The sequence below is a fragment of the Nocardia sp. 852002-20019_SCH5090214 genome, assembly GCF_001665865.1.
Classification (GTDB): domain Bacteria; phylum Actinomycetota; class Actinomycetes; order Mycobacteriales; family Mycobacteriaceae; genus Nocardia; species Nocardia nova.
Genome location: NZ_LZMK01000416.1, coordinates 1 through 19,845, shown reverse-complemented (window position 1 = coordinate 19,845; position 19,845 = coordinate 1). Strand labels below are relative to the sequence as shown.

Sequence of the window (19,845 nt, the reverse complement as noted above, 5' to 3'; positions counted from 1 at the left end):
TGTTAATTGTGGAAACCGCAGGTAGACACGGTGCGGCGCCACGCGACCGGTCCGAACGTGGCCCGATCGGGTACACCGCGAACCGGACCGCCGGCTCGCCCGGCGGCTACCGCGAACCGGCGGAACCGGCCGGTGTCCGAGGTCCGCGAGCCGCCGGGCAAGATGGCAGGGTGTCCAATTCCGTGATCGTCGTACTCCTGCTGGCCGTGGCCGGATTCCTGGTCGGCGGCGCCTTCACCATGTGGAAGAACTCTCGGGTGCTGTCGGTGATGCTGGGCGTCTGCGCGGTCCTCGCGGTCGTCGGCGTGGTCACCTGGTGGTAGACCGCCCGGCGTCTAGTCTCCGGCGAGCCGGAAGATGCGCATCCCCTCCGGAACGCCGTTGAGCGGTGCGGCGAACATGCTGCGCCGATAGGGCTTGGCCGCGACCTCGAGTTCCTCGAGTGTGCTCGGCTCCAGCGCTTCGAGCGTGGTCTCCGAGATCATCGTGTTTCCGTTGCCGCCGGCTTCCATCACTCGCGCGGCGATGGTGACGTCCACGCCCAGCCAGTCGCCGCCGATCTCGCGCGGCGTCCCGGTGTGCAGGCCCGCCCGCATGCGCGGCCGATATCCCGCCACCTCGACCCGATCCAGATTCTTCTTCGCGGTCAGCACCGCCCGCACGGCACTGTCGGGGGAGGCGAAGACCGCCATCACCCCGTCGCCCATGCGCTTGACGACCTGACCGCCCCGATCGACGATCGGCGGTTCGATGGCCCTCGCCACCCGCCGCAACAGCTCCAGCGTCGCCTCGTCACCGGCCGACAGCGACCAACGGGAGAACGCCACGAGGTCGGTGAAGACCACCGTGATCTCCGCATTGCCCTTACCGCGGCCGACACGCTCCAGCATCGCCTGCCAGACCTGCAGCGCGCCCAGACCCAGCTCCTTGGCCGCGCTGGGATTGTCACCCACGATCTTGTCGGCCGCGCGAGCCACCGCCCGCGCGCCGCCGGGGCCGGACAGCGACAGCGGGTCGCCGAATGCGGGATCGCCGGGCAGGCTCTCACGCGCCTTGCGAATCACGCCGATGACGTCGGCCCGCTGATTGGCCGCGGCCATCAACGAGGACAGCTGACCGGTTCGACGCCGGCCGAACGACCGCAGCCGAGATTCCGCCTCGTCGGCCGGTGTGAGCGGAATCACGATCTCGACATCCGAGTCGTCGTCGAATTCGACACCGGCCTCGGGCGCGTCGACCGGCAGCACAGTGTCGCCATCGGAACCCAGCCCCCTTTTGCCCCGCCGACCGGCGGTGCCGTTGCGACGCGAACCATCCGTGCGGTTTCGCGCATCTCCGGGACGGACTGCGCGGGACGCGTTTTCGCCGTCGCCGGAAGGTCTTTCGCTCACATCCCGAGCGTAGCCAATGATCGCCACCTGCCACCTCTCTATCGGACGGAGCGGGCACAGCGCTGGGTCCGCCGATGGATAACGTGCTGGTTGCCCGGCCGATGTTACCCATCGGCTCTTCCACACGGAAGGTCCGGCGGCGCTGTTTAACGAAGGCTTTGCACACAGCACACCGGCCCGATGCACAGCGCGAAACGGCTGCACATCGGGCCGGTGATCGTCACATTCGCCGGGCAGTGGCGGCTGTGACCGGGATAGCAGTCCCCCGACAGGACCGCCCTCCCGTTCCCGGGCTTCGCGAGGGTGAACGCCCGGGAGCGGGCAGGTATGAGGTTGTGGATCAGGCGTCGCGACGATCGACCACGATCAGCGCGGCACCGAAGACGACCAGCACGAAGACGACGAAGTAGACCAGTCCGCCCCACGGCCCCCAGTGCCAGTGCGCCGCGGAGGAGGTGTCCTCGCCGAGGAACCGGTTGATGTTGGCGAAGGGCAGGAACGGCTGCACGGTGCGGCCGAAGCTGCCGAAACTACCCAGCAGCGTCTCGATCAGCAAGGGCCACAACACGATCAGCGAGATCGCCGCGGCCGACTGCCGCACCAGCGCGCCGATGCCGACCGACAGGACCACCGCCAGGAAGGCATAGATCGCCAGTCCGTAGAGCGCGCGCCAATCGGCGTCCGAGCTCAGACTCATCCGCCGCCCCGCATCGCCGGCCAGCGGTTTCGCGATGAGATAGGCCAGCAGGCCCAGCACGAAGGTCAGCACCGCCGCGTAGGCGCCGGTCAGCAGGGCCTTGGTCGTGAGGACCAGCGATCGGTTCGGGGTCGCCTGGAACGTGGTCCGGATGATGCCGAAACGGTATTCACTGGTCACGGTGAGGGCGGCCATGATCATCAGGACCATGACGCCGAATCCGGAGACACCGACCGTAGCGCCGGCGGTGGTCAGCGTGGTTTCGTTCTCGTGGCCCATACTCGCCCGCGATACGGCCGCGAACAGAGCGGCCATGCCCAGGCCCAGCGCCACGACGATCGCCGAACACCACCACGGCGACCGGGTCGAGGTGAGTTTGATCCGCTCCGCGGTGACGACACCCATCAGAGCGCACCTCCCATCGCCTGCTCGATGCCCTCACCGTGGTACTGCACCGCACCTCCGGTCATTCGCATGAACGCCTCCTCGAGCGAAGCCTGTTGCGGCGCAAGCTCATACAGGGTGATGCTGTTCGCGCCCGCCAATTTGCCGATGGCGTCGCTGGTTTCCCCGACCACCACCAGGGCGGGGGCGGTGTCGATCACCCCTTCCCGGTCGGCCGCACTGCCGTCCTCGCGCACGGTCATCCCGTTCGAGGTGAGCAGGCTGCGCAGCTCGTCCAGCTGCGGACTGCGCACCCGCACGGTCGATTCCGACGACTTCGCGATGAAATCCTTGGTGTCGGTGTCGGCGATCAGCCTGCCGCGCCCGATAACGACCAGATGGTCGGCGGTCTGTGCCATTTCCGACAGCAGATGGCTCGACACCAGCACGGTGCGCCCCTCGGCGGCCAGCCGCTGCATGAACCGCCGAATCCACAGAATGCCCTCGGGGTCCAAGCCGTTGACCGGTTCGTCGAACAGCAGTACCGGCGGATCGCCGAGCAGCGCCCCGGCCAGGCCGAGCCGCTGCGACATGCCGAGCGAGAAGCCACCGGCCTTCTTGTTGGCGACCTCGGTCAGGCCCACCAGCCGCAGCACCTCTTCGACCCGGCCGGCCGGAATGTCGTTGGTGGCGGCCATCCAGCGCAGATGCGAGCGAGCCGACCGGTTCGGATGGACCCACTTGGCATCCAGCAGGGCACCGACCGTGCGCAACGGATGATCCAGCTCGCGGTAGCGCTTGCCCTGGATGAACGCCGTCCCGGCGGTGGGCTGATCCAGGCCGAGGATCATCCGCATGGTGGTCGACTTACCGGCGCCGTTCGGGCCGAGGAACCCGGTCACCTTGCCGGGGGTGACGGTGAACGACAGGTTCTCGACGGCAACGGTCGCACCGAAGCGCTTGGTAAGACCTCTGCATTCGATCATGGGCACAGTCTTCCCGAGAAAACGGCACGCGACCATCGCTCACAGGTCGCGAGTCCGGTCATCCTCGAGGATGAGGGGTACCCCTAGGGTCCCGGTGGGCTCACCCAGCCGCGACCTGGGGACATCCCCGTGGTCACACCGCGGGTGAGGACGCCTGGGCCCAGAACCGCTTGGGGATACGCCCGGCGTGGCGCGCCAGATGACCGGCCTGCACCGCGGCGGCCATCGCCCTCGCCATCCGAGCCGGATGCCGGGCCCGGGTGACGGCGGTCGCGAGCAACACCGCCGAACAGCCGAGTTCCATCGCCAGCGCCGCGTCACTCGCCGTGCCGATTCCCGCGTCCAGCACGACCGGAACCCCGGCGGCCTCGACGATCATCTCGATATTGTGCGGATTGCCGATACCGAGGCCGGTGCCGATCGGCGAACCGAGCGGCATGACCGCGGCGCAGCCGGCATCCTCCAGGCGTCGCGCGAGCACCGGATCGTCGGTGGTGTAGGGCAGCACCACGAAGCCGTCGTCGACCAATTGCTCTGCGGCCGAGACCAATTCGATGGCGTCGGGCAGCAGCGTGCGTTCGTCGGCGATGACCTCGAGTTTCACCCAGTGGGTCTCCAGCGCCTCGCGCGCCAGCTGTGCGGTGAGCACCGCCTCGGCCGCGGTACGGCAGCCGGCGGTATTGGGCAGCGGGGCGATGTCGAGGCGTTTGAGCAGGTCGAGCACGCCCGTTCCGCCCGCGGCGTCGATGCGGCGCATGGCGACCGTGGTCAATTCGGTGCCGGAGGCAACCAGCGCCTCCTCGAGCACCGCCAGATTCTCCGCACCGCCGGTTCCCATGATCAGCCGGGAGCCGAATTCCCGATCCGCGATCCGCAGTGGCTCGGCCGGTAGCGGTTCGGTACCCGACATGTCAGCCACCCTGCACCGCCGTCAGGACCTCGATCTCCCAGCCGCGGCCGACCGGCTCGTCCCACCGCGACTTCGGGAACAGCGCACCGTCGACCGCCAGGGCGACGCCGCGGCACGGCAGTTCGAGCCGCTCGAGCAGTTCCCGGACGGTGAGCGGCTCCGCGAAGGCGTGTTCGGTGCCGTTCACCGTGACGCCGATGGGGATCGATGTGGACGCGGAACTCGGTTGCGCGGTCACTGGTTACCTCCTGATGATGATGCGGGAGTAGCGGTTTCGGCGGCAGCGAAGCGGTGCGGATCGGCGGCCTTCGCCTCGGCGAGGACGTCTCCGGCCAGCAGCGCCGCCACCGCGTCGACGGTGATCGGTACGCCGAGGATGCCGTTGCGGCCGTGGCCGGTGGCGGCGATCACCCGATCCGAGAGCCATCCGATCAGCGGCAGGTTGTCGGGCGTACCGGGACGTCCGCCCGCGGCGGCCTCCGCCAGTTCGTATTCGCCGAGGGCCGGCCACACGGACTCCGCGTCGGCGATCAGATCGCGGACCCCCGCGACGGTCACGGTGGTGTCGAATCCGGCCTCGTACTGGGTGGCGCCGACCACCAGGCCGTCGGCGCGCGGGACCAGATAGACCGGCCGGCCGTGCACCCGCGCGCGGATCACCGAGGACGGCGGCGGCGGGGTGCCCGGACGCCGGCGCAGCCGCAGGATCTCGCCCTTGACCGGCCGCACCGGCAGATCCCACAGCCGGGCGCTGGCCGAACCCGCGGCCAGCACGATCCGGTCGTGGTCGAGTTCGTCCACCGCCGCCACCGACACGGGCTCGATGTGCACACCGGCCTGTGCGCAACCCCGGCGGAGGGCGTCGAGGAGCAGGCGGTTGTCCACCGCCGGTTCGTCCACCGCGAGCAGGCCGGCCCGGACGGTGCGCGACAGACCGGCCTCGGTCGCGCGGACCCCGGCCCGGTCGAGCACGCGCATCGGATATCCGTGGGTGCCGCAGAAGTCGGCGATCGTGCGCAGGTCGGCGGCATCGGCCGCGTCCAGCGCGAGGGTGAGGGTCTGTCCGGCCACGAAGACGTCGACCCCGGTGGCCTCGCGCAGCCGCGCGCCGAATTCCGGCCACCGCCGCAGCGAGGCCGCACCGAATTCGAGCAGATCGTCCTCGCCGGGCCAGCCCTCCGAGAGCGGGGCAAGCATGCCGCCCGCGACCCAGGACGCGCCGGACCCCACGCCGGGATCGAGAATCGTCACCGACCAGCCCTGTTCGGCGGCCCGCCAGGCCACCGCCAGACCGATCACACCCCCACCGACGACGGCCAGACTTCGCATCACTCCACCTCGCTCGGGTCCCGGACTCGCACGCACCGCGCCGTGCACGGCCGACACCGGGAAATCGGCGTTCCCGCGCGGCCGCCATCGCTGCGGGAATGCCCTCTTGTTTCGCCTCTCCACGGTAGCGCGGCTACGGTCGAAGCCGTGCAACCGTCCCAACCGCAACGCCCGATGGCACCGCGCGAACGCCTGGCCTCGGCCCGGCTCTACCTGTGCACCGACGCCCGGCGCGATACCGGTGATCTGGCCGCGTTCGCCGAGGCGGCGCTCTCCGGCGGCGTCGACATCATCCAGCTGCGTGACAAGGGTTCGGCCGGCGAGGCGAAGTTCGGGCCGCTCGAGGCCGGTGCCGAACTCGGTGCGCTGGCCGAACTGAAGGCCGCCGCCCGCCGCCACGGCGCGCTGGTCGCCGTCAACGATCGCGCCGATATCGCGCTGGCCGCCGGCGCCGACGTGCTGCATCTGGGCCAGGGCGACCTGCCGCCCTGGTACGCCCGCCGGATCGTCGGGCCCGATGTGGTGATCGGCCGGTCCACCCACAATCGCAATCAGGCCGGACTCGCGGTCGTCGACGAGCACATCGACTACTTCTGCACCGGGCCGGTGTGGAACACACCGACCAAACCGGGCCGCACCGCGGCGGGTATCGAGCTGGTGCGGTCGACCGCGGAGTCGCATCCGACCCGGCCGTGGTTCGCGATCGGCGGTATCGATCGCGATCGCCTGCCGGAGGTGCTCGCGGCCGGCGCCGACCGGGTGGTCGTGGTGCGTGCCATCACCGCGGCGCGCGATCCTCAGGCCGCCGCCCGCGAACTCAAACAGCGGCTGCTGGAGAACGCGGCGAACTGATCCACAGCCGTACACATGGGGAGGACACGGCTATTCACACACGGCGTTCAGCCCAGCACCTGGTCCAGGGTCAGGACCAGCGTTTCCTCGTACCGCACGAATCCGCCGGATCCGTTCTCGCGCTGCGCGATCCGGGCGGTCGGCGCGGCGGAGTCGTGGGCGTCCAGCCACAGGAATCCGCGATCGGCGAGGTCGACCGTGCGCGGCAGCGCCGCCGCGATGGCGGCCGCCTCGGCGAGGCCGTCGAGTTCGAGCCGGGCAGCGGCCGCCCGCAATCCGGGCCATGCGGCGGCGAATCCGGGATGCAGCGGCCGGGCGTCGACCTCCTCCTCGGGAACCCACGCCAGCTCCGCACTTTCGCGATTTGCCGTGGTAGCCAAGGTTTCCGACACATCGGCCACCACGGTGGTGTAGGTCCAGCCGGAGTCCGCGGTACTCGTCACCCGGCTGCCGCGCACCCGCACCGCATCCGGATCGATTCCGGCTTCTTCCTGCGCCTCGCGCACCGCAGCGTGCACGCTGGTCTCATGACTGTCGCGTGCACCACCGGGCAGCGCCCACGTTCCGCCCTGATGGCTCCACGGCGCCCGATGTTGCAGCAGCACCAGTGCGCCGCCGCCCTGCCGGGGTGCCCGCAGCAGCAGTCCGGCGGCCCCGAACAGGCCCCACTGCCGCGTCCCATCGGGGCTTTCCAGGAAGCCGTCTCCGTCACCGCGCATGCTCCGCCTCGTCCCGATCCGCGCCGGCGTCCTGATCGCCGGCCTCCGGGTACCGCCGTCGTGACCGACACATATCGGGCGGTACCGGTACGACCACAATAAGCTCAGTCCGCACAATGCAACCCGCTGAACGAACGGAGGTGGGCATGGCTCGAATCGGGCATTCGCAGCTCGACGAGCTGTCCCCGCGGGCCGCGGCGGCCGCCGTGCGCAGCCGGCTCGACGCGACCGATGTCCGGGCGTTCGCGCGCTCGTCCCCCGCCCGGCTGATCGCGCTGGGCCTGCTGCTGCTCGGGCTGTGCCTGGTCGCGGGCGCCGTGACCTCGGGCGAGGTGGGCAACCGCCAGCACGCCCTGGACTATCTGCTCGACGAGGCCGAACCCGACGCCAATTCCGCCCAGCATCTCTACACCTCGCTGTCGGTGGCCGACGCGGCCGCCGGCACCGCCTTCATCTCGGGCGGGCTGGAGCCGAAACCGGTGCGCGATCGCTACGACCAGGCGGTCGGTGAGGCCGCGGCCGAACTGGTGGCCCAGTCCGACAACGCCGGGACGCCCGGCTCGGCCACGCCCGACGCCGACACCCGCCTGCGCACCGGTGTGGCCACCGAACTGCCGGTCTACACCGGGCTGATCGAGACCGCACGCGCCAACAATCGCGAAGGCCATCCCGTCGGCGCCGCCTATCTGAGTGAGGCGTCGAATCTCATGCAGACGACCATGCTTCCGACCGCACAGGAGTTGCAGGAGCACCGGTCCGCGGCGATCGCGGCGACCCAGCGCCGGCACGTGCGGCCGCCGTGGGCGGCGATCGTACTGCCGATCCTGACCCTCGCCGCACTGGTGGCGGCGCAGTTCTATCTGGCCCGGCGCTGGCATCGGGTGCTCAATCCGGGGCTGCTGGTGGCCTCGGGCATTCTGCTGATCCTGCTGGCCTGGACGGTGATCGCCGGATCGTTCTCGGCGGTGGCGACCAGCTCGGGACGCGACGACGGCGCGGTCCCGGGCGCACAGCTGACCGAGAGCCGAATCCTCGCCCAGCAGGCGCGCGCGGCGGAGACGCTGAAACTGGTGCGCCGCGATGCCAGCGGCGACTACGACCACACCTACGACACGGCCACCGCGCGGCTCGACGATCTGCTCACCCACTATCCCGGCGACGCACCGGGGGCCGACGATGTGCGCAATGCGCATGCGGCACTGGGCCGTTGGCGCTCGGCACATCAGCGGATGAACGACGCGCTGGGCCGCGGCGATTTCCCGGCGGCCACCGTGGTGGCGATCGGCGCGGACCCGGCGCAGGCCAGCGCCGCCGTCGACACCCTCGACACCGCGCTCGCCGCCGGCATGGGGGAAACCCGAAATACGTTGCGCGGGGAGATATCCGATGCCGCGCGTGCGCTGGATTTCCTGGCGCCGGGCGCACTCACGCTGGCCGCGCTGGCGGCGGTGTTCGTGGTGGCCGGGTTGTGGCCGCGTTTGAGGGAGTACCGATGAGGGCGAGGCGGGTCGCGGCAGCGGCATTGGCGGCATCGGCTCTGCTGGCCGGGGGCTGCGGCGGTGCGCCGGCCACCCCGCGCACCGGCGGCAGCGGCAATTACACCGAACCGCCACTGCCCGCCAATGCCGTTGTGACACAACCGCAGTCGGCCCCCGCATCCGATCTCGAACCACAATGCGGCAATCCCACCGCCAGCCTGCGTCCCGGCGCCGACCACGGACCGGCCCTCGACGCCGTCCGCGCGCGCGGGCGCCTGCTGGTCGGCCTGGACCCGGGCAGCAATCTGTTCAGCTTCCGCGATCCGATCAGCGGCACCCTGGCCGGATTCGACGTCGACGTCGCCGCCGAGATCGCGCGCGATCTGTTCGGCGATCCGCGCCGCATCGAATACCGGATCCTCGGCTCGGCGGATCGCGAACGGGCACTGCAGGATCACAGCGTCGACGTCGTGGTGAAGACCATGACCATCACCTGCGATCGACGTCAGCGCGTGGACTTCTCCACCGCGTATCTGATGTCGCATCAGCGCGTGCTGGCCGTGAAGGGCTCCGGCATCGGCTCGATGGCGGATCTGGCCGGCAAACGCGTATGCGCGGTGGGCGGCACCACCTCCCTCGACCGGATTCGGCACATCCAGCCGACGGCCGCGATCATGACGGTCCCGACCTGGGCGGACTGCCTGGTGGTGTTGCAGCAGCGCCAGGTCGACGCGGTCAGCACCGACGACGCGCTGCTCGCCGGGCTGGCGGCGCAGGATCCCTACGCCGAGGTGGTCGGTCCCGCCCTCAGCGACGAACCCTACGGCGTCGGCGTGCCGAAGGGGAACGACGATATGGTCCGATTCGTGAATGCCACCCTGCAGCGGTTGCGCACCGACGGAACCTGGGATCGGCTCTATCAGCATTGGCTGGCGCCCGCGCTGGGTCCCGCGGCCGGACCGCCGGAACCGACCTATCGGGACTGATCGATGTCCGAACACCACGCATTCTCCGAATCCGATCCCCCGCCGACGTCGCTCACCTCCACCCCGGATACCGGCGACAATCCGACGACACCGCAGCCCCGCCGTGCCCAGGAACCGCCGCCGACCCAGCGAACTCCGGGGACACGGCACCACCCCCGGACCCGGCACATTCCCGAGCCCCAGCGCACCCCGGCAACTCAGCACCCCCCAGGGCCGCGGAACACCCCCGGCACGCAACGCACCCCAGGGCCCGAACGCACCCCGGAAGTCCAGCGCACCACCGGGACAGAAAACATCCCCGGCACGCAGCGCGCCGACGCGTCCACGGCCGCAACGCCTTTCACCGGCCCCGACACCGCTGCCGCCGCGACCGGCACCGGAGGTCCCGACACCTCGTCGTATGCGAGCGAGCCGAGTCGCCCCACCGGGCGCAGCGGGCGCACGGTCCGCTCCCGCCCGACCGTGCGCCGCCTGGGCGCCGGCCTGGTGCCGATTCCCACTGTGCCGCAGATGGATCCGATGGTGGCCGTCCTCGCCGATCCGGTGGTGGCCGAGGGGCGGCGGTACTGCTGGCGCTGCGGCCGGCCGGTCGGGCGCACGACGCCTGCCCACGCCGCCACTGCCGTCGGAATCTGCGACAACTGCGGCGCCCCTTACGATTTCCGCCCCTATCTGCGTGCCGGCGATCGCGTCGCCGGACAGTACGAGATCCAGGGCTGTATCGCGCACGGCGGACTCGGCTGGATCTATCTCGCGATCGATCGCAATGTCAGCGACCGCTGGGTGGTGTTGAAGGGCCTGCTGCACGGCGGCGATGCCGAGGCCCAGGCGGTCGCCGTCGCCGAACGGCAATATCTGGCCGAACTGGCCCATCCGAGCATCGTCAAGATTCACAACTTCGTCGAACATCCGGGGCCCGGCGGCTCGCCGATCGGCTACATCGTCATGGAGTACGTGGGCGGACGTTCGCTGCGCGATCTGCTCGACACACATCCGCGGCCGGAGCGGATGCCGGTGCCCGAGGCGATCGCCTACATCCTGGAGATCCTGCCCGCGTTGGAATATCTGCACGCGCTCGAGCTGGCCTACAACGACCTCAAGCCCGACAACATCATGGTCACCGAGGACCAGGTGAAACTGATCGACCTGGGCGCGACGGCTCCCTTCGACTCGTACGGAAATCTCTACGGCACCAAGGGTTTCCAGGCGCCCGAGATCGCCACCACCGGCCCCACGGCGGCCACCGACATCTACACGGTCGGCCGGACCCTGGCGGTGCTGACCGTGAACATCCCGATGGTCGCCGGCCGCTACACCGACGGCATCCCGCATCCGGACATCGAACCGGTGCTGGCTCGGTACGAATTCCTGCATCGGCTGTTGCTGACCGCGACCGATCCCGATCCGGACCGCCGTTTCCCCTCGGCCCGGGTGATGACCACACAGCTCGCGGGTGTGCTGCGCGAAATCCTGGCCACCGACACCGGAACCGAACATCCGCAGCTCTCGACGCTGTTCAGCCCGCCGCGTACCAGTTTCGGCACCGACGAGCTGATCGGGCAGACCGACGTCTACGCCGACGGCGTGGTCCGCGACAAGAGTCTCGCGGCCCGCGATATCGCCGCCGCCCTGCCGGTGCCGCTGATCGATCCGGCCGATCCCTCGGCCGCGCTGCTGGCCGGGACCGTGCATTCCGAACCGGAGCATGCCCTCGACGCGGTGCGGGCCGCGCGGCGCCGAGCCGAGACCGCGCCGGGTGGCGCGCCGGACAGTTTCGCCACCGAGGCCACCCTGGCCGAGGTGCGCATCCACCTCGATCTCGACCAGCCAGCCGCGGCCCGTGAGCTGCTCGGTCGCCTGGGCGTACAGGATTGGCGCACCGACTGGTTCCAGGGCCTGATCGCGTTGCGCGAGCAGGATTACGAACGCGCCTACGACTGTTTCGACGCGGTGCTGTGCGCGCTGCCCGGCGAGATCGCACCCAAACTGGCCATCGCCGCGACCGCGGAACTGGTTCTGCAACAGTGGGATTCGCCGGACCCCGCGCAGTGGCGGCACTGCGCCGAGAAGTTCTACGCGACGGTGTGGCGGACCGACCGCGGCGTGGTCAGCGCGGCCTTCGGGCTCGCCCGGCAATTGGCCGCCGACGGCCGGGTCACCGCGGCGGTGGCGGCCCTGGACGAGGTCCCCTCCGCCTCCCGCCACTACACCGAGGCGCGGCTGACCGCGGTCCTGTTACTCCTCACCGGACACCCCACCGAGCCCGGCGGCACGGAGTCCGAAGGCGGCGGCGATCGTCGACAGGCGCACGTCGGCACCGATCGGCCGGCGGAGTCGACCCTGCACGTCGCCGCGGCGCGGTTGCAGGCGCTGCCCGCCGCGGAACGCCGGGTCGCGCAGCTGCGGGTCCTGGTGCTCGGCACCGCTCTGGCGTGGTTGCAGGCCGGGAACCGCCCTCAGGCGTCCGACCGCACCCTGCTCGGACAACCGTTCACCGAACGCGGGCTGCGGCGGGGGATCGAATCGGGCCTGCGCGCACTGGCCCGCACCGCCCCCGGCCGGACGCACCGGTACGCGCTGGTGGATCTGGCGAACGCGATTCGCGCCAAGAGCTGGTTCTGAGCCCCGTTCAGCCCACCAGCGCGGCCGCCGCGCGGGCGATGGCCAGTTCCTCGTCGGTCGGCACCACCAGCACGGCCACCTCCGCGTCCGGCGGCGAAATACGGCGCGCCGCACGATCTTTCGCGGTGTTGCGCACCGGATCCACCGCGATGCCGAAGCGTTCCAGCCCGGCCAGCGCGTCGGCGCGCACCTGCGCGTTGTTCTCCCCGACTCCGGCGGTGAAGGTGATCGCGTCGACCCGGCCCAGATCCACCAGATAGGCGCCGATGTAATGGCGCAACCGATGCACGTAGACGTCATACGCCAAACGCGCCGCCGCATCGCCGGATTCGATCAGCCCGAACAACTGCCGGAAGTCGTTGACCCCGGACAACCCCTTGATGCCGGAGCGGCGGTTGAGCAGTTCGTCGATGCCGTCGATGTCCAGCCCCGCGGTCCGCGCCAAGTGCAGCGGAATACCCGGATCGATATCGCCGGACCGGGTGCCCATCACCAGTCCCTCCAGCGGCGTCAGTCCCATGCTGGTGTCCACGGCCCGGCCGCCGCGAATCGCCGAGGCCGAGGCGCCGTTGCCCAGATGCAGGACGATCTGGTTGTGCTCGGACGGGTCGCCGCCGAGCAGTTCGGACACCCGCCCGGACACGTACTCGTGCGAGGTGCCGTGAAACCCGTAGCGCCGGACACCGTGCGCGGCGGCGACACCGGCGTCGATGGCATAGGTCTTCGCGGCGTCGGGCAGTCCGTGGAAGAAGGCGGTGTCGAAGACCGCGACCTGCGGGAGATCGGGCAGCACGGCACGCGCGGAACGGATACCGGTGACGTTGGCCGGATTGTGCAGTGGCGCCAGGGTGGAGAGTTTGTCGATGGATTCCACCACGGCATCGGTGATCAGGGTCGGTTCGTAGAAGACCTCGCCACCGTGCACGACCCGATGTCCGACCGCCGAGAGCCCCTCGCCACTCAGATCGTGACCGCTGCGGGCGAACAGGTCGAACACCACCCGCAGCCCGGCGGCGTGATCGGAGATCTGGCCGGTGTGCTCGAAATTCTTTCCGTCACTGTGATGTTCGACGGTGACCTCGTCCTCGGATACCGGCTCCCCGATGCGCGACACCAGCCCGGACGCCGCCACATGCGCCGAAACCGGGTCCAGCAGTTGATATTTGATCGACGACGACCCCGAATTGATCACCAATACCTGCATCAGCCCCGCGCCTCCTGTGTCCTGCGGGCCACCCGCACCCGGTCGGCACAGCGAGCCGCTGCGCGATGGTCGCTCACCGTGCCTCCTGCTGCTGCGCCTGAATCGCCGTAATAGCCACAGTGTTCACGATGTCGGCCACCAGGGCGCCGCGCGACAGGTCGTTGACCGGTTTGCGTAATCCCTGGAGCACCGGTCCGATCGCCACCGCGCCCGCGCTGCGCTGCACGGCCTTGTAGGTGTTGTTACCGGTATTGAGGTCCGGGAAGATGAACACCGTCGCGCGCCCGGCGACATCGGAATGCGGGAGTTTGGCGCTGGCGACCGTCGGTTCGATCGCGGCGTCGTACTGGATCGGCCCCTCCACCGGCAGCTGCGGCGCGCGCCGGTGCACGAGTTCGGTTGCGGCCCTGACCTTGTCGACATCGGCACCCGAACCGGACTCGCCCGTCGAATACGACAGCATCGCCACCCGGGGCTCGATCCCGAACTGCTGCGCGGTGCGGGCGGAGGAAATCGCGATATCGGAGAGCTGTTCGGAGGTCGGATCCGGCACCACCGCGCAGTCGCCGTAGGCCAGCACCCGATCGGCCAGGCACATCAGGAACACACTGGACACCGTCGAGACGCCGGGTTCGGTCTTGATGATCTCGAATGAGGGCCGAATCGTATGCGCGGTGGTGTGCGCGGCGCCGGAGACCATGCCGTCGGCGATGCCCCGGTGCACCATCATGGTGCCGAAATACGAGATGTCGGCCATGTATTCGCGGGCCCGCTCGACCGTCATTCCCTTGTGCGCGCGCAGCCGCGCGAACTCTTCGGCGAACTCCGCGCGCAACTCGCTGGTCCGCGGATCGAGTACCTGGGCGGCCTCGATATCGACGCCGAGTTCGGCCGCACGGGCACGCACGGTGGCCTCGTCACCGAGGATGGTCAGCTCCGCGATCTTGCGTTGCAGCACGCGGCCGGCCGCCCGCAGGATGCGGTCGTCGTCGCCCTCCGGCAACACGATCCGGCGCGGATCGGCACGAGCTCGTTCCACCAGCTGATATTCGAACATCTGCGGTGTGACCACCGACGGCACCGGAACTTCGATGAGATCCAGCAGCTTCCGGCTGTCCACCCGCTGCTCCATCAGCGCCAGCGCGGTGTCGACCTTGCGCATACTGCTGAGCGAGACCCGCCCGCGGGTGTGGGCGGCGGCACTGGCCGTGTCGAATGTGCCCAGCTGCGTGGTGAGGATGGGCAGTTTCGGCTTGAGGCCCTCCATCAGGCGCGCGATCGCCGGATCCGGCAACATGCCACCGTTCATGATGATGCCCGACAGCGACGGAAATCCCTCCGCCTCGTGCGCGTTCACCAGCGACAGCAGGACGTCGGAGCGGTCGCCCGGCACGATCACCGCGACGCCGTCGCTGAGCCGCTCGAGAATGTGCTCGGCGGTCATCCCGCCGACCATCACCTTCAGCGCCTCGCGCTGCAGCAGTTCCGGATCGCCCGAGTAGACGGTGCCGTCGATGGCCTCGCAGAGTTCGTTCATGGTCGGCGCGGTCAGCAGCGGCACCTCCGGCATCGTCCACGACGGACAGGGCAGCACCCCCATCGCCTTCCGCACGTCCTCGAGCCGCTCGGGATCGCAGCGGTTGACGATGATCGCCATGAGCTGCGCGTGCTCGTGTTCGAGTTCGGCCTCGCAGACCCGGGCGACCTGCACGACCTCCTCGGGGCTGCGTCCGGCCCCGCGCAGCACCAGCAGGACCGGCGCGCCGAGGTTGACCGCGATCCGGGCGTTGTAGCGCAGTTCGCTGGGCCCGGCGACATCGGTGTAGTCGCTGCCGACCACCACCACGGCGTCGCAGACCTTGGCGACCTCGTGGAAGCGCATCACGATCTCACTGATCGCGGCGTCGGGATCGGCGTGCACCTGCTCGTAGGTCACCCCGACCGCCTGGTCGTAGTCGATATCGGCGGTGCAGTGTTCGAGCAGCAGCTCGAGAATGTAGTCGCGGCCGCGGTTGGACCGGGTGATCGGCCGGAAGACGCCCACCCGCGGCGTCGTCGCCGAGAGCATCTGCAACATGCCCAGCGCCACGGTGGATTTGCCGGTGTCACCTTCCAGTGACGCGATGAACACGATGGAGGGTGCGGGTTCGGCCATGGTCCCGAGCTTAGTGAGGGGATCCGCGCCCGCGGTCGTCCGCACGGGCGGTGCCGGTGAAATCACATTCGGCTGACTGTGGACCGGTTCTGCAAGCGGGCTCGATGAGTGTTACGGACATACTCGTGCGCTTCTCGACCATTCAACGGCTCACGATCAGCCCATAGTCTCGTCTCATGCAACTCGGAACCTTCCTCCCCACCTCCACTCCCGATCCCCAGCAGCCGATCCTCGGCGATGTCGGCGCCGCGGCGCGGTTCGCCGAGGAGGCCGGGCTCGATTCGGTGTGGTCGACCGACCAGCTCGTGGCCAGCGCGCCGATTCTGGAGAGTTCGGTCACGCTGGCGACCGCGGCGGCGGTGACCGAACGGATTCGGATCGGCTACGGCGTGCTGCTGCTCGCACTGCGCCCGGCCGCGTGGGCGGCCAAGCAGATCGGCGCGCTGCAGTACGTGTCCTCGGATCGGCTCCTGCTGGGTGTCGGCACCGGCAATCCCGCCCACGGCGATATCGGCTGGCGAGCGGCCGGGCTGTCGTTCGCCGACCGGGGCCGGCGCACCGACGAGAATCTGCGCGTACTGCCCGACCTGATCGCGGGCCGGCCCGCCGTCCTGCCGGACGGCACCGAGGTCACGCTCGCACCCGGTGCGAAAGTTCCGCCGATTCTGGTGGCCGGCGACGGTCCGCGTGCCCGGCGCCGGGCGGCCGAATTCGCCGACGGCTGGCTCGCGATCGGCCTCGCGCCGCAGGAAGTAGCCACTGCCACAAAGGAAGTGACCGAATTCGCCGCGGAATTCGGCCGGAACACACCGACTGTCTCAGTCGTCACGCCGCTACCCGCCGAACTCGGCGAAGCCCGGGCACTGTTCGACGCCTATGCCGAGGCGGGTGTGGAACACCTGCTCACCGCGCCGCGCGACGGCGACTGGCGCCGGGGCTATGAATTCGCGGCCGCGATCCGGCGGTAAACGCTCTCACCCGCCCTCGCGACTGCGGCCGGAGCCTTAGGATCACTGTCCATGACGGCACAGTTTCCGGATCGGCAGTGGGGTTCGCGGACCGGTCTGCTCGGACGCACCGCGAGCGCGTTCGCCGCGACGAAGTTCGGTTCGCGGGTGGTCCGCACCCTCACCCCGCTGGACCGGAAGGTGTTGCAGCGCACCGGCGCTCGCTACACCGTGCTCGGACCGATCGGCGCGCCGATCGTCCTGCTCACCACCACCGGCCGCAAGTCCGGGCAGCCCCGCACCTCCCCGCTGTTGTACGTCCACGACGGCGACACGCTGTACGTGATCGGCAGCAACTTCGGTCAGTCCAGCCATCCGGCGTGGACCGCCAACCTGCTGGCAGACCCCGAGGCGACCGTAACCCTTGCGGGACAGAGCATTCCGGTGCGCGCACAGCTGATCGAGGATCCGGAGCGTAAGCAGCGGATCTTCGACCGGTTCGTGGAGACGACCGAAGCCTATGCCGCCTACCGCAGCCGCACGACGCGCGATCTGCGCCTGTTCGCCCTGACCCGGGCGTGAGTGTTCACACGATCCGGCTGTGGGACAGATAGGCCCGCCCTGCGAAGGTCCGGATCGGGCTGCTGCCGAAGTCGAGTGACCACACCGGTTGCCGATTCGTTCCGGCCGCGACGACGGTGATGCCGCCCTGACCGCCACGCGCGACGGTGACCACCCTTGATCCATCGGTGGCCCAGGGGACCTGGTTGTCCGGCAGTACACCGCCCTCGGCCGTGTACGCGTCGAACCAGGCGTAGGCGAGCTTGTATCTGTTCTCGAGGTAGTCGGAGCCGGATTTCGTGGTGGTGTCCCAGCGAATCAGAATTTTGCTGCCGATTCCGGCGACGGACACACCGTGGCCGTAACTCGCTTCCTTCGGCAGTTGCCTGGACCAGAGCATGGACCCGGTCGCGGGATCGAAGGCGGCGAGCATGCCGCGGTTCGTCATCACCGGCAGCGCCGGGGCCGTGTCCGGTTCGGCGTAGCGCTTGTCGTTGCCGTTCGGCGCCGGATCGTCACCCTGGGTGGCATACGGCTGGCTCGCCACGACCCGCCAGCCGGGACCGGCACCGGCGCGCTTCGTTCCGTCGAGAGCGAAGAAGTCCGCACCGATCGCGAATCCGCCGGAGTACGCCAGCCAACCCGGAGCCCACACCGTATTCGGCTGAACGTGGTCCGGAGCCACCTGATACACGACCTTCCCGGTTTCGATATTCCGCAATTCGAAACCGGCCTTCGAGAACGGATCACCGGACACGGGATTCTTCTGCAGCGACAGCACACCGGAACCGTGGACCAGGCCCGGCTGAATGTCGTCGGCCTGCCAGAGCACCTTGCCGCTGACGTCCGCGGCGATGACCGAACCCGTCCCGGCCCCTTCGCGCTCGGGTTCGAACGTGGCGAAGGTTTCGCCTGCGGAGACGATTTCGGTGGCGGCCGGCAGGCGGCCGGAGATCACGCCCGCCTGCGTATCGATGAGCAGCGTCGCGTACGAATCCGAATTCACGTCCCGGGTTCCGGCGGCGCTGTCCGCGGCCTCCGTACGGCAGCCGGCGTAGCGGCCCGAGGCCGTGAACACGCACTCGGCGTAGGAGATGTAACCCACACCGACGCTGTGCAACAGCGCACCCGACTCCACATCGATGATGTCGAGTTTCTCGGTGCCGTTGTAGAGCACCACCTTGTCCGTGCCGCCGATCGGGAGCTCCGAGCCGTCGGCCGACCACCGCTTCCCGGTGGGTTCGGCACTCAGATCCGGGCTCTGCGGAGTGACCGAGATCCGGGTTAGCGCCCGGGCGGCATCGGTCGGACCGACCTCATCGGAGCCGGCCGACCGCACCACGAAAACCGTCACGATCACGATCACGATCAGGACCGCGATACCTGCGCCCCACCGGATTCCACTCGACGGTGCACCGGTTCGCGGTAGCACCGTCGGTGATTCGGTCTGTGCTTCCGACCGGCCCCGCGACGGTTCGGGCTGTCCCGCGAGCACGGTCGCGATCGCCGCCTGCGGATCGCCCGGCGGCGGGCCGGCAGTGTCGGCCCGCAAGGCCGCACCCAGCGCCGCCGCGAACTCCGACGACGAGGCGAACCGTGCCTCCGGTCGCTTCGCCATCGCCCGCGCGAGGACCGCGTCCACGTCCGGATGCAGGTGCGGACGCGCCGTCCGCACGCTCGGTGGCGTGGCCGTGGCATGCCGCGTGACGACCACGACGGGATTGGCGTCCGCGAACGGCGCGTCGCCTGTGAGCACGTGAAAGACGGTGCAGGCCAAGGAATACTGATCGCTGCGTCCGTCCAGCGGTTGCGCGCTCAGTTGCTCCGGCGACGCATAGTTCAGGGTGCCGATCATGACCCCGGTTCCGGTCAGATCGGAGGCACCCGCGGCGGCCTGCCGGGCGATGCCGAAATCGGTGAGCAGCACGTCACCGTCCCGGCTCAGCAGGATGTTCGCCGGTTTCACGTCCCGGTGCACCAAACCCTGCGCATTCGCGCGATCCAGTGCTCCCGCAACGGTTTCCGCGATCCGGATCACCTCATCGATCCCGAACGGCCCGGTGGCGGCCAGTCGCTGGGCGACATCGACGCCGTCGACCAATTCCATCGCGATCCACAGCCGGCCCTCGTGCTCGCCGCGGTCGTACACCTTCACGATCGCCGGATGTGACAGACTCGCCGCCAGATCGGCCTCCCGCTCGAACCGCGCCCGGTACTCCGGGTCGGCCGCGTACTGGGCCGGTAGTACCTTCACCGCGTCCGATCGCGGTAACCGCGGGTGCCGGGCGACGTAGACCTCACCCATTCCACCGGCGCCGAGCACCCGTTCGATCCGGTAGCCCGCGAACAACTCCCCCGAATACAGCATTACTCCTCCTCGCCGTGAGCACCCTACCGAGTCCGACCGGCCTGCGAGGGACGGACGGACCAGGCGGAACGGACACACAGCGGGCGGCTCCGCACCGTACCGGCCCGGAACGTACGGATGTCACGCTCGGGCGGCCGAGCGTGACATCCGAGGGAGCGGACGCGCGGGAAGGCTCAGAGTGCGCGCAGGCGCGGGGCGAGGTCGCGTGCGAACAGATCCAGGAAACGACGCTGATCGTGGCCCGGGGCGTGGAAGA

General features: G+C 69.6%; 17 protein-coding genes and 1 pseudogene. 7 read left to right on the top strand and 11 right to left on the bottom strand.

What is annotated here, in order from left to right:
• The first annotated feature begins 170 nt into the window (after positions 1-170).
• Positions 171-323 carry a hypothetical protein gene (locus A5780_RS41535; RefSeq protein WP_167332006.1) on the top strand — a complete coding sequence of 51 codons (153 nt, stop codon included), beginning with the start codon at positions 171-173 and terminating at the stop codon, positions 321-323.
• Between the two features lie 12 nt (positions 324-335).
• Here the strand turns inward: A5780_RS41535 and A5780_RS34705 are convergent, their stop codons facing one another.
• The 6 genes from A5780_RS34705 to thiO form a co-directional block, all read right to left on the bottom strand.
• Positions 336-1,100 carry an adenylate/guanylate cyclase domain-containing protein gene (locus A5780_RS34705; protein ID WP_036525326.1) on the bottom strand — a complete coding sequence of 255 codons (765 nt, stop codon included), beginning with the start codon at positions 1,098-1,100 and terminating at the stop codon, positions 336-338.
• Positions 1,101-1,731: 631 nt separating this feature from the next.
• Positions 1,732-2,493, bottom strand: coding sequence for an ABC transporter permease (locus A5780_RS34700; protein ID WP_063015249.1), 762 nt, complete (start codon positions 2,491-2,493; stop codon positions 1,732-1,734).
• Positions 2,493-3,458 (bottom strand): ABC transporter ATP-binding protein, encoded by a 966-nt coding sequence (locus A5780_RS34695; protein ID WP_064911182.1) that lies wholly within the window; start codon positions 3,456-3,458, stop codon positions 2,493-2,495. The genes A5780_RS34700 and A5780_RS34695 overlap by 1 nt, the downstream gene beginning before the upstream one ends.
• Positions 3,459-3,591: 133 nt before the next feature.
• Positions 3,592-4,368 carry a thiazole synthase gene (locus A5780_RS34690; protein WP_063015250.1) on the bottom strand — a complete coding sequence of 259 codons (777 nt, stop codon included), beginning with the start codon at positions 4,366-4,368 and terminating at the stop codon, positions 3,592-3,594.
• 1 nt (position 4,369) lies between these two features.
• Positions 4,370-4,606 carry a sulfur carrier protein ThiS gene (thiS, locus tag A5780_RS34685; RefSeq protein ID WP_063015251.1) on the bottom strand — a complete coding sequence of 79 codons (237 nt, stop codon included), beginning with the start codon at positions 4,604-4,606 and terminating at the stop codon, positions 4,370-4,372.
• Positions 4,603-5,697, bottom strand: coding sequence for a glycine oxidase ThiO (gene thiO / locus A5780_RS34680; RefSeq protein WP_063015264.1), 1,095 nt, complete (start codon positions 5,695-5,697; stop codon positions 4,603-4,605). The genes thiS and thiO overlap by 4 nt, the downstream gene beginning before the upstream one ends.
• 147 nt (positions 5,698-5,844) lie before the next feature.
• Between thiO and thiE the strand changes: the two genes are divergently transcribed.
• On the top strand, positions 5,845-6,549 hold the full coding sequence (gene thiE / locus A5780_RS34675; RefSeq protein ID WP_030516618.1) for a thiamine phosphate synthase: 705 nt from the start codon (positions 5,845-5,847) through the stop codon (positions 6,547-6,549).
• A 47-nt stretch (positions 6,550-6,596) separates the two neighbouring features.
• Here the strand turns inward: thiE and A5780_RS34670 are convergent, their stop codons facing one another.
• Positions 6,597-7,268 (bottom strand): NUDIX hydrolase, encoded by a 672-nt coding sequence (locus A5780_RS34670; protein ID WP_082857083.1) that lies wholly within the window; start codon positions 7,266-7,268, stop codon positions 6,597-6,599.
• Between the two features lie 146 nt (positions 7,269-7,414).
• On the opposite strand from A5780_RS34670, the gene A5780_RS34665 reads away from it, so the two are divergent.
• From A5780_RS34665 to A5780_RS34655, 3 genes are read left to right on the top strand one after another with little or no spacing between them, the layout of a single operon-like run.
• Positions 7,415-8,764 carry a hypothetical protein gene (locus tag A5780_RS34665; protein WP_064903791.1) on the top strand — a complete coding sequence of 450 codons (1,350 nt, stop codon included), beginning with the start codon at positions 7,415-7,417 and terminating at the stop codon, positions 8,762-8,764.
• Positions 8,761-9,732 (top strand): glutamate ABC transporter substrate-binding protein, encoded by a 972-nt coding sequence (locus A5780_RS34660; RefSeq protein ID WP_063015254.1) that lies wholly within the window; start codon positions 8,761-8,763, stop codon positions 9,730-9,732. Before A5780_RS34665 ends, A5780_RS34660 begins: the two co-directional genes overlap by 4 nt.
• Before the next feature lie 3 nt (positions 9,733-9,735).
• The gene (locus A5780_RS34655; protein WP_082976898.1) at positions 9,736-12,354 is read left to right on the top strand and encodes a serine/threonine-protein kinase; all 2,619 of its coding nucleotides are present in this window, start codon (positions 9,736-9,738) and stop codon (positions 12,352-12,354) included.
• A gap of 7 nt (positions 12,355-12,361) precedes the next feature.
• Here the strand turns inward: A5780_RS34655 and A5780_RS34650 are convergent, their stop codons facing one another.
• Both A5780_RS34650 and pta read right to left on the bottom strand, forming a co-directional pair.
• On the bottom strand, positions 12,362-13,558 hold the full coding sequence (locus A5780_RS34650; RefSeq protein WP_064911166.1) for an acetate kinase: 1,197 nt from the start codon (positions 13,556-13,558) through the stop codon (positions 12,362-12,364).
• Between the two features lie 73 nt (positions 13,559-13,631).
• The gene (pta, locus tag A5780_RS34645; RefSeq protein WP_063015266.1) at positions 13,632-15,713 is read right to left on the bottom strand and encodes a phosphate acetyltransferase; all 2,082 of its coding nucleotides are present in this window, start codon (positions 15,711-15,713) and stop codon (positions 13,632-13,634) included.
• 176 nt (positions 15,714-15,889) lie between these two features.
• Between pta and A5780_RS34640 the strand changes: the two genes are divergently transcribed.
• Positions 15,890-16,681 (top strand): LLM class flavin-dependent oxidoreductase, encoded by a 792-nt coding sequence (locus A5780_RS34640; RefSeq protein ID WP_064911165.1) that lies wholly within the window; start codon positions 15,890-15,892, stop codon positions 16,679-16,681.
• Between the two features lie 51 nt (positions 16,682-16,732).
• Complete coding sequence (locus tag A5780_RS34635) at positions 16,733-17,242, top strand: nitroreductase/quinone reductase family protein (protein WP_063015257.1); 510 nt, start codon at positions 16,733-16,735, stop codon at positions 17,240-17,242.
• A 4-nt stretch (positions 17,243-17,246) separates the two neighbouring features.
• Here A5780_RS34635 and A5780_RS34630 read toward each other — a convergent pair whose 3' ends face one another.
• The gene (locus A5780_RS34630) at positions 17,247-19,589 is read right to left on the bottom strand and encodes a serine/threonine-protein kinase (protein ID WP_064911164.1); all 2,343 of its coding nucleotides are present in this window, start codon (positions 19,587-19,589) and stop codon (positions 17,247-17,249) included.
• 173 nt (positions 19,590-19,762) lie between these two features.
• Positions 19,763-19,845: pseudogene (locus A5780_RS39615) on the bottom strand (F420-dependent glucose-6-phosphate dehydrogenase); the annotation flags it as partial.

Coding starts and splice junctions, on each gene's coding strand:
- A5780_RS34705 (WP_036525326.1), bottom strand. CDS start 1,100: ATGGCCGCGGCCAATCAGCGGGCCGACGTCATCGGCGTGATTCGCAAG.
- A5780_RS34700 (WP_063015249.1), bottom strand. CDS start 2,493: ATGGGTGTCGTCACCGCGGAGCGGATCAAACTCACCTCGACCCGGTCG.
- A5780_RS34695 (WP_064911182.1), bottom strand. CDS start 3,458: ATGATCGAATGCAGAGGTCTTACCAAGCGCTTCGGTGCGACCGTTGCC.
- A5780_RS34690 (WP_063015250.1), bottom strand. CDS start 4,368: ATGTCGGGTACCGAACCGCTACCGGCCGAGCCACTGCGGATCGCGGAT.
- thiO (WP_063015264.1), bottom strand. CDS start 5,697: ATGCGAAGTCTGGCCGTCGTCGGTGGGGGTGTGATCGGTCTGGCGGTG.
- A5780_RS34670 (WP_082857083.1), bottom strand. CDS start 7,268: ATGCGCGGTGACGGAGACGGCTTCCTGGAAAGCCCCGATGGGACGCGG.
- A5780_RS34665 (WP_064903791.1), top strand. CDS start 7,415: ATGGCTCGAATCGGGCATTCGCAGCTCGACGAGCTGTCCCCGCGGGCC.
- A5780_RS34660 (WP_063015254.1), top strand. CDS start 8,761: ATGAGGGCGAGGCGGGTCGCGGCAGCGGCATTGGCGGCATCGGCTCTG.
- A5780_RS34655 (WP_082976898.1), top strand. CDS start 9,736: ATGTCCGAACACCACGCATTCTCCGAATCCGATCCCCCGCCGACGTCG.
- A5780_RS34650 (WP_064911166.1), bottom strand. CDS start 13,558: ATGCAGGTATTGGTGATCAATTCGGGGTCGTCGTCGATCAAATATCAA.
- pta (WP_063015266.1), bottom strand. CDS start 15,713: ATGGCCGAACCCGCACCCTCCATCGTGTTCATCGCGTCACTGGAAGGT.
- A5780_RS34640 (WP_064911165.1), top strand. CDS start 15,890: ATGCAACTCGGAACCTTCCTCCCCACCTCCACTCCCGATCCCCAGCAG.
- A5780_RS34635 (WP_063015257.1), top strand. CDS start 16,733: ATGACGGCACAGTTTCCGGATCGGCAGTGGGGTTCGCGGACCGGTCTG.
- A5780_RS34630 (WP_064911164.1), bottom strand. CDS start 19,589: ATGCTGTATTCGGGGGAGTTGTTCGCGGGCTACCGGATCGAACGGGTG.